Origin of the sequence: Geoglobus acetivorans (assembly GCF_000789255.1) — an archaeon.
GTDB lineage: Archaea > Halobacteriota > Archaeoglobi > Archaeoglobales > Archaeoglobaceae > Geoglobus > Geoglobus acetivorans_B.
The window spans coordinates 312,146-328,307 of record NZ_CP009552.1; the positions used below are offsets into that span (position 1 = coordinate 312,146).

A 16,162-nucleotide genomic window follows, 5' to 3' on the forward strand; every position below is an offset into this window, starting at 1 on the left:
AGAGCATGATGGAAAAGCTGGTTATCCCACCCGGTGTTGTGTTTGATGAAACCCACATAAAACATGAGGGAGACGTGATAGTTGGGAACGATTCCTCAATCGGATTCGGCATCGATGCGAGGAAGATAGTCGTTGGGGACAGGGCGACGATAAACGGAGATTTAATAGGAGATGAAATACGACTCGACTCGTGGGTTAAGGTTAAGGGAGACGTCCTGTGCAGAGGAGATGCTTTCATAGGCGAATTTTCGTCGATTGAGGGTAAACTTACGGTTCACGGGAACCTTGAAATTGGAAGAAACGTTCGAATTGAGAAGGGATTTGAGGCGAGAGGTCTCATTACTATTCAGAACCCTCTGCCCGTAATAATCTTCCTGTTTGTTTACATCATGGAGCTTCTCAGGCTCGGTAAGCTTGATGAAGTTGAAGAGCTGTTCAGCGAGGAGTTTGAAAATCCGCTGGTAATTCCCGACAACACCAAGTTAGCGATGGAGCAGATAAGGACTGGCAGAAACGCTGATTTCAGGGATAGCAAGATACTGGGGAATGTCAGAGCAAAAAACGTTATCGCTGAAAACGTTGAGCTTTACGGAAGTCTCAGGGGAAAGGATTTGCTAATTAGCGGCTCCAAAATTCACGGTGCGGTTGAGGGAAGGAGGGTATTTATCGTTGGTGAGAGTATTGTTTACGGGAGCGTCAGTGGTGAGGAAGTCCATATTGAGAAGGGATGCATGGTTGAGGGAACGATTGTGGGCAGGAAGGGTGTCTGGATAAGGGATAAGGTTGAGGCAGAAATTGAGCTTGAGGGTGAAGAGGAGGATGATGGACTGGGAGAAGAAGAGATTCAGAAAGATGTTTCCGAACATATACAGGGAACTTGAAGGCGACATTCTGCCTTCGGTCATTGATCACATAGAAAGGTGTCAGAGTGTTGATGAGGCTCATGAGGTTATTGAATACTTTCTCAAAATTGGGGAGATAAGTGAGGAGTATGCTGAATTTTTGAAGGAGAGTGAAATAGTTAAGGACCTCATAGGTTCGAGAAAACACGGGGAGTATACCCGGAGGGGTTTGAAGTGATAGAAATAGGTTTGACCGGAAAGCCAAATGCGGGAAAATCCACTTTTTTCAAGTCTGCAACCATGGCTGATGTGGAGATCGCGAATTATCCCTTTACAACGATTGAGCCAAACGTCGGCGTGGCCCATGTACGGGTTGAGTGTGCGTGCAGGGAGCTTGGGGTTTATCCATGCGGTAACTGCATTGATGGATGGAGGTTTATACCTGTTAAGCTGATTGATGTTGCCGGTCTTGTACCGGACGCTCACAAGGGAAGGGGGCTGGGGAACGAGTTTCTCGATGACCTCAGACAGGCAGATGCCATAATCCACGTGGTGGATGCATCAGGCTCGACAGACATTGAGGGTAATGAGGTCGGTCTGGGAGAGCATGATCCTTTTGAGGACGTTGACTTTCTCGAAAAGGAGCTTTACATGTGGCTTTTCGGCATTTTGAAGAAAAACTGGGACAAGATGGTCAGGAGAATACAGATGGAGAAGAAGGATCCCGCCAGATACATACACGAGCAGCTTGCAGGTCTTGGCTTCGATGAGCTTACTGTTAGAGAAGGTCTGAGAGATGTCGGAAAGCAGTTCAATGAATTTTCGGACGATGATCTGCTAAACTTTGCAAAAAATCTGATGAATAGGAGATTCAAAATCCTCGTGGCTGCGAACAAGGCGGATAAGGCTCCAGAGGGTAACATAAAGAAATTCATGGATTCTGGCGCAGTCATCTGTTCGGCAATATTCGAACTCACGTTGAGGACTGCAAGCCAGAACGGATACGTCCGGTATTTGCCGGGAGATGAAGATTTTGAGATCGTCAAAGAGCTGAATGAAAAGCAGAAAAAGGCTCTCGAGACTATAAGAGCCTTCATGAAAAAATATGGGGGGACGGGAGTTCAGGAGGCGATAAACAGGATTGTGTTTGATAGGCTGGGTTACATAGTGGTGTATCCCGTCGAGGACGAGAACAGGTACACTGACAGCAAGGGCAATGTTCTTCCGGATGCGATGCTCGTGAAAAGGGGAACGACGCCCAGAGAACTTGCTTACAGAATCCACACGGACATTGGGAAAAACTATATCTATGCCGTTGATGCAAAGAGAAAGATCAGAATTTCAGAAGACCATGAACTTCAGAACGGAGACGTTGTAAAGATTGTTTCGGGTGCATAGCTGATCCATCAACCTACACCTCTCAATCTTTTGAACTGACCGGATTGTGAGCTGATACTGTGTGTTTTTCCGTTGCATGGGTTATCAAGGTGCCATAATGTGTTGTTGCAGAAGGTGCTGGAAACGTCCTTGCTGCTGGAAAAATTTCAGCGTTCGAGTTCAAGGAATTTTTTGCCTTCTTCAGTCACTCTGTAAAGCCCGTTTTCATGCTTTTCTATTAAACCGAGAAATTCCAGCAATTCTGCGATGACTCTCTCTTCTTCGCCTTTAATCACAATTTCCTCTTTTTCCAGCATTTTTTCCGCTATTTCACCTATTTTTGACTTCATGCTTTTACACCTTTCCCACAACAATAATTATGATTATGTTGTCTTCATATTTAAATCTTTCGAAACAATAATTGGGATTTTTCTCGGAAATATTTCATTTAGCAGTTTTGCATATATTTGTATATATGTTAATTTTTCCAAACAATTCGATGTAGAATATGTTTACATAGTGTTTTCAAAACAGTATTTAAGCCGTGCTGACAATGTATCGTCATGTGGAATCTCAGGTTTGAGTATCTTAACCGGGTATATGATATTGCGATCTATCTCATGAGCCTGGTTGTTACGGTGCTCGTTGGGGTGAAGATGGTTTCCATTGTTGTTCAGATTCCTGAGGCAGTACTTACACTGTCTCCGTCATCCTTCGATACGCTTATCACCGAAATACTGACTTTTTTCGTTCTAATTGAGCTTGCAAAGGCTTTCACAGAATATCTCGAGTTTAAGAGGGTCAGGCTCCACATCATGGCTGAGCTTGCATCGATATTCACCATAAGGGAGCTTTTGATATCTCTATACAAGCAGAATTTTGACTGGACGATTCTGATTGCTTTCTCCGTACTGATTCTCTCGCTAACTCTTGTGAGAACAATGGCGCTGAAGTACAAACCATCGAGGACGTAAGGTGCATCACTCTCTTTTTTGTCCTCGCCGGGTAGCTGTTCAGATTTTTTGTCTTTTCCCGAAATTATTTCCCACTTCAACAAACCCCCATGTGAAACTTGACGAGAAAGCGATAAAATGGATTATCAGAGAGAAAGAGAAGGGTACACCGACAAAGGAGATAGCAGAGATCGAAAACATAACACCAAGAAGAGTAAATCAGATCTACAAGCAATACAAAGATACTGGAGAAATACCAAAGCCAAAGAAACCAGGTAGACCTAAAAAAGAACTATCAGAAGAAGAAATAGAAGCCATAAAAGAAGCCTATGAAGAGTACAGGTGTAATGCAGTAGTTCTCCAAACAATCTTAAAGGAAAGAGGTTACAGAATAAGCAAGAACAAAATACACGAAGTGTTGAGAATGAACGGCTATGCTAAGGAGGAGAAGAACAAGAAAAAGCGTAAAAAGTGGATAAGGTATGAGAGAAAGCACTCTATGGAATTATGGCATGCAGACTGGTTTTTCTATAACGGGAAGTGGATAATTGCTTATCTGGACGATGCTTCCCGTCTGATTACTGGTTACGGAGTATTTGATAAAGCAACATCTGAGAATGCCATAAAAGTGCTAAAAGAAGCCATGGATGATTATGGCAGGCCGGAATCAATCCTGACGGATAGAGGTACTCAGTTCTACGCATCTGCAGGGGAGAAGAAGGCTAAAGGAGTATCTAAATTTGAGAAATTCCTTGCAGAGAATGAAATTAAGCATATTGTGGGTAGGGTGAATCACCCACAAACGAATGGAAAGATAGAGAGGTTCTATGGAACGCTGGAAGCTAAAATCAAGTATTTCGATACAGTAGATGAATTCATGGAGTGGTACAATCACAAAAGACCCCACATGAGTCTCAACTTAGATGAACTGGAGACTCCCTATAAAGCATTTTTGAGAAAGTTGACTCCTGAGAGAATATTGAGTTATTCGTGGAGGTGGTTTGATGGTGGGAAATGATTTTAGGAAACTACACTGTTCAGATTTTTGGTAAACTTTAAATATGCTATTTCATTCCGCATACTAATTCATGATATTTTTATAAATTAATAATGGAAAATTTTTAAATCATGCAATCTGACTAATCCCATGCTTGGTGTTGAGGGGAAACTCATAACAGAAATTGATCCGAAGGATATCAACCAGTTCTGGGAGAAAAGTTATGACAGTGGAGTTCCATCTGAAATTGAAATCCCTGAAATTCCACTCTATGAGCTTCTTGACAGAACTGCAGAAAAGTTCCCGGACAAGATTGCAATAGACTTTCTTGGAAAGAAGTTAAAGTATGGGGAGCTTAAAGAACTCTCTGACAGAGTGGCAGGCTTTCTGAAAAGCCTTGGTGTTGGCAGGGGATCGAGAGTGGTAATAGACATGCCAAACACTCCGCACTATGTGATTGCATATTACGGAATTCTCAAAACCGGAGCAACTGTTGTTCAGGCCAACCCACTTTACACCGAAAGGGAGCTGAGACACATAGCTGAAAACAGCGAGGCGAGAATTTTCTTCGCTGTTGAGAATGCATTTTCGAAGGTTTACGAGCTTAAAAAGGAGGGAATAATTGACAGGATAATAGTCTGCAGAATTGAGGATTATCTGCCTTTCCCACTGAATTTTCTTTACAGGCTGAAGAAGGAGAAGGTGAACATTCCGAAGGATGACGGAATAGCCTTCTGGACTGACGTGGTGAAATCTGATCTGATTTCGTCCCCTGAAAAGGTGGATCCCAAGGAGGACATTGCGGTATTTCAGTACACTGGCGGGACTACAGGGCTGCCAAAAGCAGCAATGCTCACACATTACAATCTTGTAGCCAATACCTATCAGATCATCCACTGGCTCCCGGAGTTCAGCGAAAAGGATGTTGTAAGCGGGATTCTGCCCTACTTCCACGTGTATGGAATGACGACAAGCATGAACATGCCAATTGCTGTGGGAGCAAAGATTGTCATGCTTCCTGACCCGAGAGATATAAAGAGAATACTGAATGCCATAGAGAAACACGGGATCACGCTCTTCTTTGGGGTGCCAACACTGTTCAATGCAATAAACACACACCCGGACACACCCAAAAAGAATCTGAGGAGTATAAGGGCGTGTATAAGTGGTTCTGCTCCACTGCCGCTTGAGGTCAAGAGAGAATTTGAGAGGATAACCGGTGGAAAGCTTGTTGAGGGATATGGGCTGAGTGAAACGTCTCCTGTTACACATGTCAACCCAATCTACGGCACAAACAAGGAGGGCAGCATAGGTATACCCATTCCGAATACCTACGCCCTCGTCATAGACGAGGAAGGAAAAGTCCTTCCTGTGGGCGAGATTGGAGAGCTCGCAATCTTCGGCCCACAGGTGATGAAGGGCTACTACAAGATGGAGGAAGAAACAAGAAAAACCTTGGTCAGCGGATGGCTTCTGACTGGAGACATGGCCAAGATGGACGAGGACGGCTACTTCTACATAGTGGACAGAAAGAAGGACGTCATCATAGCGGGAGGATACAACATCTATCCGAGAGAGGTTGAGGAGGTCCTCTACGAACACCCCGCCGTACTGGAGGCAGCTGTTGTTGGTGTCCCTGACAAATACAGGGGAGAAACAGTAAAGGCATTCATCGTCCTGAGACCCGAACACAGGGGAAAGGTCTCAGAAAAGGACATCGAACAGTTCTGCAGGCAGAAACTTGCAGCCTACAAGGTCCCCAGAATAATCGAATTCGTCGACGAACTTCCAAAATCAGCAGTCGGCAAGGTGCTGAGGAGGGTTCTCAGAGACCAGGAAGTTAAGAAAATGGAACAATCCTGATATCAAATTTTTTCTGTTTTTATCTTGTTCTCCAGAAATGGTTTGAGAATCTCCCCAAAAAATATATTTTTCAAAATCAACATATGTCATGAAAAATTACGATGCGATAATAATAGGTACCGGTTCGGGGGTATCTATTGCAAACAGACTCCTCAGAGATAGGCCTGATGCGAGAGTTGCAGTTATTGATAAGGATAAACCCGGTGGAATATGTCTTACAAGAGGTTGTATACCCTCAAAGCTTGTAATTTCTCCTGTGGAGATTCTCCACGACGCTGAACGGCTATCCGGGCTTATTGAGGTCAGGGACATTCGGGTAAACTTCAGAAAAATTATGGAGAGGATGAGGGAAAAGGTGGGCAGAGAAAGCAGCATGATCGAGAGATCGCTTGAGGAGATGGAAAACATTGATTATTTTAAGAAAGAGGCATCTTTTACTGCGCCATACACATTAAAGGTTAGCGGGGAAGAGATAACTTCAAAAAAGATCTTTATTGGCTCAGGGTCAAGGCCCATGGTACCGGAAATAAAGGGGCTGAGGGATGCGGGCTTTCTGACAAGCGACACGCTGCTTGAGCTTGAAGACATGCCAGAAAGCATGATCATCGTTGGTGGAGGATATGTTGCGGTTGAATACGGAAACTTCTTTGCTCGGGCTGGCTGCGATGTAAAAATAGTCGAAATGATGCCTCGCATTCTTTCAAACGAGGAGCCGGAAATTTCTCGAATCGTACAGGAAGAGCTTTCGAATCATGCAGAGCTGTTTACATCACATAGGGTTACAGGCGTTGAAGGAAATGGAAAAGTAAAGCGCATTGTTGCGGAAGGTCCAGGCGGGAAAATAAAGATTGAAGGTGAAGAAATACTCGTGGCTGTGGGTAGAGAATCCAACTCCGACATTCTGAAACCCCAGCTGAGTGGAATAGAAACAGATGAGAGAGGATGGATAAAGGTCAACGAATTCCTTGAAACTTCCGTTCCTGGCATTTACGCAATAGGGGATGCGAACGGGAGGTACATGTTCAGGCACGTGGCAAACAGAGAAGCGGCCACAGCCTATGCGAACGCCTTTCATGATGCCGGAGTGAAAATGGACTATTCTGCTGTACCTCATGCTGTTTTTACTCAGCCAGAGGTTGGGAGTGTTGGTATGGCTGAGAAAGAGGCCGTGGAGAGGTTTGGTAGGGAGAACATACTGATAGGATTCGAGGAGCTGAAAACGACCGGAAAGGGTCTTGCCATGAACTCAAAAGGATTTGCCAAGGTGATTGTTCACGGCGAGACTGGAAAGATTCTCGGAGGCCATATTGCGGGCAAATCAGCGTCAGTACTCGTTCAGGAGATTGCCACGCTAATGGCTCTCGATGCTACGTACCACGCTGCATTACATGCGCTGCACATTCATCCATCCCTCAGCGAGGTTGTAAGCTGGGCATTCGGCAACCTCATGAGCGTTGACGAATATCACCGGATGATGGAAAAACTTGGTTACTGACAGATTTGCTTTACATCGTAAATGTTGCACATCACAGGGTCGCAGCCCAGAATGTCTCCGGAGTACATCAAAGCCCTGTATCTGCAACCTCCCCTGCATTCGCCCACATACTGGCATGAGCATTTAAGTTCGTCGAGTCTCCAGATATACCTTTTTTTCAGATTTTCCCAGCAATTTTTGAGACCATTTCTGATGTTTCCACACGGTTCTTCAAAAAACCCGCATTTTACAATGTTGCCGTCGGGATCCATCTCGCAGTAATGGGTACCGCAGGCATACCCCTGGATGCTCGGATAGCTCCTCTTCCCAAAGCCGTAATTCTGGAGCACCTCCTTTATACTGTCTGGAGGTGGCAGGAGGTCTTTTTCCGTAACGGGAACGTCTATACTCCATCTGTAAACATTCAGGCTTTCGAGAACTCTACTCATCTTTTCAAACTCGTTTATGTTGTATTTTGTAACCATTGTTGCAATGCTAACATCTACGCTTCCTGAGAGGGATTTGATGACATCTATCAGCCTTTCCCATCCGGCATTTCTCAGCTTTCGGTGCCCTTCGAACCCATCCAGGCTGATCTGGACTTCATCAACGAGTTCTGTGATTTTATCCATTCTGTTATCCTTCAGGAGATATCCGTTCGTCATAAGGACTATTCTGAACGGGTATTTGCGGGCGTATTCCAGCAGAGTAAAGATTTTGGGGTGAAGCAGCGGTTCTCCTCCTGAAATAAGCAATTTAAGTCCGCCAATACCGTAAAACTCGTCAATTGCTTTCCTGAACGTGTCCTCGTTTACATGGGAAATCTTCTGGTGGATGTAGCAGTGCTGACATTTAAGGTTGCAAGAATGTGTTACAGAAATGAGGAAGTGTCTAAGGGAAGGTTCGCTCTGCTCAACATACGTGTTCTCCTTGCTTTCTGAACTGACCTCAAGAATCTCTTCTGAAATCAAAAAATTCAGGATTTCTTCATCAGCTTCTCTTCTACTTCCATCACAGTTCAATAAAAAATAAAAGGCTTCATCATCGAGTTCATACAGGGTGTCGCTTTTTGCATTGTAAGCGTAATAATTACTGTCGAACTTCCTCAGCAGGACCCTTTCTGCAAGCCTGAGATGCTGCAAGCTCTATCTCCTCCAGCGTCAGTCTGCCTGTTTCGACAAAATATTTCAGCACTTTGTAGCCAGCGCATTCAAGAGTGTCTCCGGGTTTGTAGAAATCACAGGCCCTGCAGATTGCGGTTCTGTAATCAATCTCAGCATGAGTCTCCACACTTGCAGATACCCGTATCTCTCCTCTCAACTTTGCTCACCTTCATGTCGATCACCCAATTAACTGCGTTAAGAAACTATATAAGTCTTTTTATTAAAAAAAGATGTCTATTTACTATCATGTAATACTTTATTTTGCATTCTTGTTACCACATCAGATGAGAATACCAGTATTGAACAGCTTTGAAAGTTCCAGCTCGAACCCAACCACGGGCATTGTTATCTCGAATCTTTCCAGAACTTCCGGATGCAGTTCTCCAAAGACCCCGACTTTTTTTCCTCTGACGATAATATCTGCTCTCCGCCCCTTTATGAAGGCCCTGTCATCACTTTCCTGAGCTTCCCACTCGATGTCCAGCTCATGCATCACCGCCTGCACAACACTTCTGATCTCTGCAAAATTGGCTCTCGAGTGAGTTACACAGGCTGCGAGGCTGAGTCTGTTTTTCGTATTCACGACGACGTCTCCCACCTCAAAAATCCTCTGGGGCATCGCTTCATGCTTGTTGTGTCTTAACAGTTCTATTAGCTTAGGGAGTATGTGGGTTCTCAGAACTGTATGCTCCTCGGTCAGAGGGTGCATAACAGGGGTGTAGTCGTCCCAGGGCCTTGCAGTTCTGTTCATGTATTCGTACATTGTCCTCTCATTTGTGAGTGTGAATGTTATCACTTCTGTAAACCCGAGACCAATCATTATCTCTTTTACAATATCCTTGAGGTTGTTCCATTCATGTTCCCTTCCGACACCAGGTGTCTGGGGATATCTTGCAGCAATTCTGTCGTAGCCATATCCAATGGCTATATCTTCAATCACATCCCAGGGGTGCATCACATCTGCCCTGTATGGAGGGATGGTTACAGTTACCTCATCATCACCGATTTCAAAGCCGTATCTCATTCTTCCGAGTGCGAGTCTCAGTTCATCGTCGTTTAGTGTGAAGCCGAGGAGGGAGAAAATTTCTCTTTTGCTCACATTCATCTTTTCTGGAGTCATGTCTGGAGTTCTTTCCACCCTGTCAGGATAGATTATTTCCACGCTTTCGATAACTCCACCTCTGTCTGCAAACATGGCGGTGAGTATTCTCAGGGCTTTGTCAACGTTCTCGTCAAACCCTGTAACGTCAATGAACAGTCCAGAGGTTCCTTCTCTGACTCTTGTCTTTTCAGCATTTATGACTGGAGGGAATGAAATTACCTCGTCTTTTGCATCTATGATCATGGGGTATTTTTCTGAGTTTTCGAGAATGAAGCCGTACTCCTGTCCTTTGGGGTGTGCTTCAAGGATTTCCTTCACACTCATGTCCCTGTCGAAGTCGAGTGGAACGAATGAAAAGTTCTCATCAACTGCCGTATAGTGGAGTGGAAAGTTCACCCTGTTCAGGTCGTGTATTCCAATTGCCATCTTTCTTCTGTTTCTGCCGATCGTCCAGTGCAGGTCTTCCTGAATCTGAATTATGGATCTCAGGAGTTCTTCATTAACGTGAATGTTTCTGACGATACAGCCGGTTATTCTTGGCCTTACACTCAGGACACTTTCATCGACATATATCTTCCAGTTTCCCTCGTTCACCTTGTAATCCCTGTAACCAAATTCGATGTCGAGGAATCCTCTCAACGCTCTTGCGACACCCTCAACGCTGTACAGGTCAGGACGGTTCGGGAAAAATTCAACATCAAGGTGATCGTCAGCTATACGTTCAATATCGCATCCGAGCATGGGTAATTTTTTTAGTATTGTGTTTCTATCGACCCCAACCATTCTCTCAAGCTCGTCCCAGTATAGTGTTATAACTGGCATTGCTTTGCCTGTTTCAATTCAGAATATAAAGTTTAACGAAAGTTTGCGGAACCGAAATAGTTAGTGGATAGAGATATATTGTTGCAGAGCTTAATTTTAATGGTGAGTAAAATGGTGGAAAAATCTGAAGTCGTTGAAAAGCTGAAGACCGTTATTGACCCGCATACAAGACAGAGTGTCTGGGACATGGGTCTGATAGAACGAGTTGAGGTTGAAAATGATGTAGTGGATATCATCTTTAGACCCTCTTCCCCGTTCTGCCCAATAGGCCAGCAACTTGCGTTTGCCATCAAAAGGAGCGTTGAAGATCTTGGAGTTAAGGCGAGAGTTAAGGTCGTGGGTTACGTGAAGGAGAATGAATTAAATGAAGCGCTTTCCAGGTGACCTGATATGGAAATAGTGGATGTCAGGGGGAAACCCCACCCCGAGAGGCCACCCTTGATACTGCAGAAATTGAGGGAATCGGGCGAGGTGGAGGTGTGGGTTGAGGTGGAACCAAAACCCCTGATGGCCATGCTGAAAGAGCAGGGTTATACGATCGAGTCGAGCTTTGACGGGGAAAAGTGGATCGTCAGAATCCGGAAGTAGCACTTACTGGAGGATGTAATATGGGAAAGGTCTTCTGGGAGAACCTGCCTCTCAGGTTTATCTACACCGGGCTAATGTACCTGCTGGTATCATCTCTTGCAGGTATCTTGGGATTGATGGAATTTCCAGTCAGACCCCTGCACTCTCACATGATGCTCGCGGGTTTTGTGAGCCTGACCATTATCGGTTCGATGTACCAGCTCGTACCAACCGTTACTGGAACGGAACTCAAGCTTAAAAATCTGGCTGAACTCAGCTATTATCTTGTCAATGCCGGGAGTCTGCTTCTCATTGCATCCTTTCTGTCATCGGTTCCTTTCTCTGTCTCAGGGATTTTTTACCTGGCAGGAGCGATTTCTTTTGCAGTCGTTATAGTGGTGACGCTCAGATACATGAGGCTCAGGAGCCCGGCAGTACCGTTTTTTGTAACGTCTGTGGCGTTTTACCTTGCGGGAATTCTGTATGCAACACTGGCCTTTTCAGGCATCACGTCATTCAGTATCTGGGCTCACAGCTACATCATGATGGCTGGATGGGTGGGAATCACGACGTTTGGCGGGCTTTATGAACTCTTCCCAATGCTTTCACTGAGAAAACTCAGAAGCACAGGGCTTGCGTACGCAACACTTCCGATGCTCATCTTCTCAGTACTGGTGACATCTTATGGATACCACATCTCCGAGAAATTTTATGTTTCGCTCGGAAAAGCAGTCTTCTCCCTCGCCTTCACCGTTCTCGTGATCAATCTTCTTCTAACGCTTTCCAGGAAATCTGAAACCCCTGCCCCACTTGATATTAGCGTTAAATTCTTCATTCCGGCGCTGTTCTTTGGTCTTGCTGGTGTCTTTGCAGACCTTTTTGGCATCGGGTGGTATTCAGTATCTCATCTGTATCTTGTCGGATGGGTAACTCTCACAGTCATTGGTGCGGAGTATCACATAATCCCCATGATTTCATGGATGGACAAGTATTCTGCAAAGCTGGGTCTGGAGCAGGTTCCCATGATTGCGGATCTTTTCAACGAAAGGCTGGCAAACCTTCTGCTTTTGCTGTCGGTCGTAGGCGTTCTACTGATCGTCTGGGATGCAGGAAGAATCTTTGGCGGAATGGTTCTGTTTGCTGTGTTTTTGCTGTTCACAACTGACATGGTCATGGTTCAGAGGAGGTGAAGGCGATACAAAATCCGCCAAACCTTTAAAACCTCTCAGTTCTTCACTTTTATCAATGGACGATCTTAGAGAGATTTTGAAGAAAGTTTCTGAACTGATGGCTGGAAGAGAGGTTACGACTGTGGAAGAGATCAAAAGGAATGCATACAGGGCGGTTCTGTCACATTTTCTGTCGAGGCATGTGGATAGGGCCAGGATGGAACATCTGGTTTCCGAGGTGGTTGAAAGTCTGTGCGAAGTACCCGCGTCAATTAACAGTCTGCATTACTCTGAAGAGTTGAAAGTTGAAGGCGTCACCTTCAGACATATCCATACGTGCAAACCAACAGAGGAGAATCTGGAAAATGCGTACAGTGAGTACCTGGTGTCAAAAAAGCTCATTGATTCGATTGAGGTTATGAGAGAAGTTACGGATGTGTTTTTCAAAGGCTATGAAATCGATGATGGGCTGATCAGAGTATATTCAAAGGGCAAGTACAAATACGGGGTGTTTTACTCCCTTATTGATGACGTGGGGGAAGACCTGGAGATTCATGAACGGGTTGCTGCCAGTTTTGGCGGGGAATATGTGGTCGTTGTTCCAACAGAAAACGAACTTACCAGATTTCTGAGGTTTTTCTCAAGGTATTCTGAGAGGGTAAAGAAGGCAGGTTTCAAGGTCTGGGTTGTCAATGTTGAGGAAAGGACGATTGATCCGTTCATCGGTTACCCGAAGGACTTTCTCCTCCTGAAGGGCTTTAAAAATCCCAGGGTTGCAACCCAGATAAATTCCCTCTGGAGAGTCCAGGTTGAGGAAATTGATTGATAAAAATCGAAAAGATTATACCACTCTATTAATTATGCCAGTTTATGAAGTTTGGAATCGAGTTTGTGCCAAATATGAAATACTACGAGCTTGAATACTATGTTAAGCTCGCAGAGGACAGCGGATTTGAATACACCTGGATCACGGACCACTACAACAACAGAAACGTCTACTCAATGCTGACAATTCTTGCCCTGAAAACGAACAGCATAAAGCTTGGTCCGGGTGTTACAAACCCATACCACATCTCTCCCGCACTGACTGCCTCGGCAATAGCGACCGTAAATGAGCTGAGCAATGGAAGGGCAGTTCTCGGCATCGGTGCAGGTGACAAGGTTACGTTCGACAGGATCGGGATCAGCTGGAAGAAACCCCTCAGAAGAATGAGGGAAGCGGTTGAGATTATAAGGGCCCTTCATTCAGGAAAGCCTGTGAATTATGATGGAGAAATTTTCAAATTCAACGGGGCCAGGATGGACTTCAAGGCAGGAAACATACCGATATACATCGGGGCACAGGGTCCAAAGATGCTTCAGCTTGCCGCAGAGCTTGGCGATGGTGTGCTGATAAACGCCTCACACCCGAGAGACTTTGAGGCTGCGAGGGAAAACATAGATGCCGGATTGGACAAGGCTGGGAAGAGCAGGGATCAGTTCGATACAGTGGCGTATGCCTCAATGAGCGTAGACAAGGATGCTGAAAAGGCAAAAAATGCTGCAAAGATTGTTGTGGCATTCATAGTTGCAGGCTCTCCGGACGTCATTTTCGAGAGGCACGGCATAAGCATGGATGACGTGAACAAGGTTAGGGAGGCTCTGAACAACGCATTCACAAAGGGTGACTGGCCTGGTGTCAGCAAGGCAGTTACAGATGAGATGATCGAGAGCTTCAGCATCAGCGGCTCTCCGGACATGGTAATCGAGAGGATCAGGGAGCTTTCAAAGTCCGGAGTTACTCAGGTTGTTGCAGGCTCTCCGATAGGGCCGGATAAAAAGAAGTCTATAAAGCTTATTGGAAAAGAGATAATTCCCGCTTTCAAAGAGTGACTCAGCAATTTTTTTATTTCTTTTCTTCCGTCTAAGCACAATGTTTGAAATGCTGAGAGTTGAGGCAAGAAAAGCTGCAAAAATTCTGGAAGGGCATGATTTTGCGAGAATATATACCCATTATGATGCTGATGGCATTTCAGCCGGGGCCGTAATCTCTGCTGCACTCTACAGAATGGGTAAGGCCTTTCATCTGTCCTTTTTAAGCGGGCTGAACGAAAAGATTGATGTTGACGACGACCTCATTATTTTTGCCGACATGGGGAGCGGTTATCCTGATATTATCTCCGACATCGATGCAGATGTGGTTGTTGTTGATCACCACTTTCCTGTTGGAAGAATTGAGCCAAAAAAGGAATTTGCTCACATAAATCCGCATCTTGCAGGAATTGATGGATCCTATGAGCTGTCCGCAAGTGGAACAGCATACGTTTTTGCAAAAGAGCTTGGAGATAACACAGATCTGTCATCTGTAGCTCTGGTTGGTATCATAGGCGACAAACAAAAGATTTCCGGAGGAAATGCTGAAATCATTGGTGAGGGTGTTAAGGAGGGCTATATCGAGCAAAAAGAAGGTCTGAGGATGATTTCAGGGAAAATCAGAGATGTTCTCAGGTTAAGTCTTGAGCCTTTCCTTGATTTCTATTCAAAGGAGGATGAGCTTGAGGAATTCCTGAGCCAGGTTGGCATTGATGGTGAAAAGGAATTTGACGAACTATCACGGGACGAGGAAAGAAAACTCGCCAACGGAATAGTTCTGAGAATCCTGAAAATGAATTCCTATCCTGGTGTTGTTGAGGACTTTACCGGGATGAGATTTTATCTGAAAGCCGAACTCATACAGAACGCCGTGATGATGAGCGAGGTCGTGAATGCCACTGGCAGAAAGGCAGCGAATGCAATAGGTCTGGCGATCTGTCTGAGGGATGAAAGCTTTCTGGATAAGGGATTTGAGCTGTGGAGGGAGTTCACAGAGGGGATTCATGAGGAAATCGAGAGAAGAAGGCATGAGGTTCAGGAAGGAGAATGCATACGCTATCTTGTCATGGAAAATGGCACCTCCACAGGACCGATAGCGTCAGTTTTTTCAAGATATCTGTTTGCGGACAGGCCATTTATTGCGGTAAATATAAAGAAAGATGGCAGGGTAAAGGTCTCGGCAAGGTCTAATCAGAAAATAGCGGAGAAGCTCGATCTTGCCGAGATTATGAGGGTTGCGGCAGAGAAAGTCGGGGGCAGAGGGGGAGGACACGTGGTTGCTGCCGGTGCAAACATCAGCGATGATGCCGTTGATGACTTCATCAGGGAGGTGGATCGGCTGTGCTGTTCTCAGTTAAGCTCGTGATCGATGAGGGACATCCGGAAATTATCTCAAAAGCCCTGATGCCTGACGACCTCGAGTGGGCGAAAAGCCAGTATGAGGATGGCAGGCTTGTGGTTGAGGTTAAAACTCATAAAATAGGTGCCTTGATAAATGCGGTTGAGGACTTTTTCATGAATATCAAAGCCTCTTCATCTGCTTTAAACGCTCTGGAGCGATTTTGAGAATTCTTTCCACGATTTTTGCAGTGCTGCAAAGCTCACATTCCTCTCTAATGGGTATCCTAACGACTTCTGCATTGATGCCCCGTTTTTTCAGCTCGTCTCTGAGCCATGCCTCATTAAAATGCTGATCATGCCCAAGTGCGATCACGTCAGGTCTCAACTCCTCAATCGGTTTGAAGATATCTTCTTCATCGCCGAGAATTGCCATATCAACGGGTTTCAGGGCTTCAACAACTCGCACTCTCTGTTCTTCGGGAATGATCGGTTTCGGCTTATGTTTGACATTCCGCTCCCTTGCAACAATAACCACGAGATAATCGCCAAGCTTTCTGGCCTCTTCGAGAAATCTTATGTGCCCCGGGTGAATGATGTCAAAAGTTCCTGTTGCCACCACCTTTTTCATCCAGTCAGGAGGT

The 16,162-nt window shown here is 45.2% G+C and carries 19 protein-coding genes; 14 read left to right on the forward strand and 5 right to left on the reverse strand.

All coding sequences use genetic code 11. The annotated features are described in order from the left end of the window. Window positions 1-5 precede the first annotated feature (5 nt). From GACE_RS01855 to GACE_RS01865, 3 genes are read left to right on the forward strand one after another with little or no spacing between them, the layout of a single operon-like run. Window positions 6-881 carry an acyltransferase gene (locus tag GACE_RS01855; protein ID WP_048090688.1) on the forward strand — a complete coding sequence of 292 codons (876 nt, stop codon included), beginning with the start codon at window positions 6-8 and terminating at the stop codon, window positions 879-881. Next, window positions 853-1,080 carry a DUF2095 family protein gene (locus tag GACE_RS01860; protein WP_318249261.1) on the forward strand — a complete coding sequence of 76 codons (228 nt, stop codon included), beginning with the start codon at window positions 853-855 and terminating at the stop codon, window positions 1,078-1,080. Before GACE_RS01855 ends, GACE_RS01860 begins: the two co-directional genes overlap by 29 nt. Further along, window positions 1,077-2,240 carry a redox-regulated ATPase YchF gene (locus GACE_RS01865; RefSeq protein WP_048090690.1) on the forward strand — a complete coding sequence of 388 codons (1,164 nt, stop codon included), beginning with the start codon at window positions 1,077-1,079 and terminating at the stop codon, window positions 2,238-2,240. Before GACE_RS01860 ends, GACE_RS01865 begins: the two co-directional genes overlap by 4 nt. Window positions 2,241-2,386: 146 nt before the next feature. Here GACE_RS01865 and GACE_RS01870 read toward each other — a convergent pair whose 3' ends face one another. Beyond that, window positions 2,387-2,569 carry a hypothetical protein gene (locus tag GACE_RS01870; protein WP_048090691.1) on the reverse strand — a complete coding sequence of 61 codons (183 nt, stop codon included), beginning with the start codon at window positions 2,567-2,569 and terminating at the stop codon, window positions 2,387-2,389. Between the two features lie 213 nt (window positions 2,570-2,782). Here GACE_RS01870 and GACE_RS01875 point away from each other — a divergent pair, with 213 nt between their 5' ends. The 4 genes from GACE_RS01875 to GACE_RS01890 all read left to right on the forward strand — a co-directional run bounded on the left by GACE_RS01875 (window position 2,783) and on the right by GACE_RS01890 (window position 7,527). Beyond that, window positions 2,783-3,193, forward strand: coding sequence for a phosphate-starvation-inducible PsiE family protein (locus tag GACE_RS01875; protein ID WP_048090693.1), 411 nt, complete (start codon window positions 2,783-2,785; stop codon window positions 3,191-3,193). 91 nt (window positions 3,194-3,284) lie between these two features. Next, window positions 3,285-4,190 (forward strand): IS481 family transposase, encoded by a 906-nt coding sequence (locus GACE_RS01880; RefSeq protein ID WP_048090395.1) that lies wholly within the window; start codon window positions 3,285-3,287, stop codon window positions 4,188-4,190. Window positions 4,191-4,319: 129 nt separating this feature from the next. Then, complete coding sequence (locus GACE_RS01885; protein WP_084063643.1) at window positions 4,320-6,032, forward strand: long-chain-fatty-acid--CoA ligase; 1,713 nt, start codon at window positions 4,320-4,322, stop codon at window positions 6,030-6,032. 88 nt (window positions 6,033-6,120) lie between these two features. Then, window positions 6,121-7,527, forward strand: a complete 1,407-nt coding sequence (locus tag GACE_RS01890) for a dihydrolipoyl dehydrogenase (RefSeq protein WP_048090695.1) — start codon at window positions 6,121-6,123, stop codon at window positions 7,525-7,527. Here the strand turns inward: GACE_RS01890 and GACE_RS01895 are convergent. The 3 genes from GACE_RS01895 to pheT all read right to left on the reverse strand — a co-directional run bounded on the left by GACE_RS01895 (window position 7,521) and on the right by pheT (window position 10,593). Next, the gene (locus tag GACE_RS01895) at window positions 7,521-8,648 is read right to left on the reverse strand and encodes a radical SAM/SPASM domain-containing protein (RefSeq protein ID WP_084063644.1); all 1,128 of its coding nucleotides are present in this window, start codon (window positions 8,646-8,648) and stop codon (window positions 7,521-7,523) included. The two genes, GACE_RS01890 and GACE_RS01895, sit on opposite strands and share 7 nt — an antisense overlap. After that, a complete protein-coding gene (locus GACE_RS01900; RefSeq protein WP_048090699.1) occupies window positions 8,596-8,826 on the reverse strand; it encodes a hypothetical protein in 231 nt (76 codons plus the stop codon). The genes GACE_RS01895 and GACE_RS01900 overlap by 53 nt, the downstream gene beginning before the upstream one ends. 123 nt (window positions 8,827-8,949) lie before the next feature. Beyond that, window positions 8,950-10,593 carry a phenylalanine--tRNA ligase subunit beta gene (gene pheT / locus GACE_RS01905; protein ID WP_048090701.1) on the reverse strand — a complete coding sequence of 548 codons (1,644 nt, stop codon included), beginning with the start codon at window positions 10,591-10,593 and terminating at the stop codon, window positions 8,950-8,952. 111 nt (window positions 10,594-10,704) lie between these two features. On the opposite strand from pheT, the gene GACE_RS01910 reads away from it, so the two are divergent. Genes GACE_RS01910 through GACE_RS01940 form a run of 7 tightly spaced genes read left to right on the forward strand, consistent with a single transcriptional unit; the run spans window position 10,705 to window position 15,746 of the window. Next, complete coding sequence (locus GACE_RS01910) at window positions 10,705-10,977, forward strand: iron-sulfur cluster assembly protein (protein WP_048093513.1); 273 nt, start codon at window positions 10,705-10,707, stop codon at window positions 10,975-10,977. 6 nt (window positions 10,978-10,983) lie between these two features. Beyond that, a complete protein-coding gene (locus GACE_RS01915; protein WP_048090703.1) occupies window positions 10,984-11,181 on the forward strand; it encodes a DUF2249 domain-containing protein in 198 nt (65 codons plus the stop codon). A gap of 20 nt (window positions 11,182-11,201) precedes the next feature. Beyond that, window positions 11,202-12,350, forward strand: a complete 1,149-nt coding sequence (locus tag GACE_RS01920) for a heme-copper oxidase family protein (RefSeq protein ID WP_048090705.1) — start codon at window positions 11,202-11,204, stop codon at window positions 12,348-12,350. A gap of 55 nt (window positions 12,351-12,405) precedes the next feature. After that, on the forward strand, window positions 12,406-13,155 hold the full coding sequence (locus tag GACE_RS01925; protein ID WP_048090707.1) for a DUF6834 family protein: 750 nt from the start codon (window positions 12,406-12,408) through the stop codon (window positions 13,153-13,155). A 44-nt stretch (window positions 13,156-13,199) separates the two neighbouring features. Continuing rightward, entirely contained in the window at window positions 13,200-14,201 is a 1,002-nt protein-coding gene (gene mer, locus GACE_RS01930) for a 5,10-methylenetetrahydromethanopterin reductase (RefSeq protein WP_048090709.1), read from the forward strand. A gap of 40 nt (window positions 14,202-14,241) precedes the next feature. Further along, window positions 14,242-15,546, forward strand: a complete 1,305-nt coding sequence (locus GACE_RS01935) for a DHHA1 domain-containing protein (protein ID WP_048090711.1) — start codon at window positions 14,242-14,244, stop codon at window positions 15,544-15,546. Next, on the forward strand, window positions 15,522-15,746 hold the full coding sequence (locus GACE_RS01940) for a KEOPS complex subunit Pcc1 (protein WP_148305895.1): 225 nt from the start codon (window positions 15,522-15,524) through the stop codon (window positions 15,744-15,746). The genes GACE_RS01935 and GACE_RS01940 overlap by 25 nt, the downstream gene beginning before the upstream one ends. Here the strand turns inward: GACE_RS01940 and GACE_RS01945 are convergent. Next, window positions 15,703-16,149 carry an adenylyltransferase/cytidyltransferase family protein gene (locus GACE_RS01945; protein WP_048090716.1) on the reverse strand — a complete coding sequence of 149 codons (447 nt, stop codon included), beginning with the start codon at window positions 16,147-16,149 and terminating at the stop codon, window positions 15,703-15,705. The genes GACE_RS01940 and GACE_RS01945 overlap by 44 nt on opposite strands. Window positions 16,150-16,162 lie beyond the last annotated feature (13 nt).

Coding starts and splice junctions, on each gene's coding strand:
- GACE_RS01855 (WP_048090688.1), top strand. CDS start 6: ATGATGGAAAAGCTGGTTATCCCACCCGGTGTTGTGTTTGATGAAACC.
- GACE_RS01860 (WP_318249261.1), top strand. CDS start 853: ATGTTTCCGAACATATACAGGGAACTTGAAGGCGACATTCTGCCTTCG.
- GACE_RS01890 (WP_048090695.1), top strand. CDS start 6,121: ATGAAAAATTACGATGCGATAATAATAGGTACCGGTTCGGGGGTATCT.
- GACE_RS01910 (WP_048093513.1), top strand. CDS start 10,705: ATGGTGGAAAAATCTGAAGTCGTTGAAAAGCTGAAGACCGTTATTGAC.
- GACE_RS01885 (WP_084063643.1), top strand. CDS start 4,320: ATGCTTGGTGTTGAGGGGAAACTCATAACAGAAATTGATCCGAAGGAT.
- GACE_RS01915 (WP_048090703.1), top strand. CDS start 10,984: ATGGAAATAGTGGATGTCAGGGGGAAACCCCACCCCGAGAGGCCACCC.
- GACE_RS01870 (WP_048090691.1), bottom strand. CDS start 2,569: ATGAAGTCAAAAATAGGTGAAATAGCGGAAAAAATGCTGGAAAAAGAG.
- GACE_RS01935 (WP_048090711.1), top strand. CDS start 14,242: ATGTTTGAAATGCTGAGAGTTGAGGCAAGAAAAGCTGCAAAAATTCTG.
- mer (WP_048090709.1), top strand. CDS start 13,200: ATGAAGTTTGGAATCGAGTTTGTGCCAAATATGAAATACTACGAGCTT.
- GACE_RS01925 (WP_048090707.1), top strand. CDS start 12,406: ATGGACGATCTTAGAGAGATTTTGAAGAAAGTTTCTGAACTGATGGCT.
- GACE_RS01945 (WP_048090716.1), bottom strand. CDS start 16,149: ATGAAAAAGGTGGTGGCAACAGGAACTTTTGACATCATTCACCCGGGG.
- GACE_RS01875 (WP_048090693.1), top strand. CDS start 2,783: ATGTGGAATCTCAGGTTTGAGTATCTTAACCGGGTATATGATATTGCG.
- pheT (WP_048090701.1), bottom strand. CDS start 10,593: ATGCCAGTTATAACACTATACTGGGACGAGCTTGAGAGAATGGTTGGG.
- GACE_RS01920 (WP_048090705.1), top strand. CDS start 11,202: ATGGGAAAGGTCTTCTGGGAGAACCTGCCTCTCAGGTTTATCTACACC.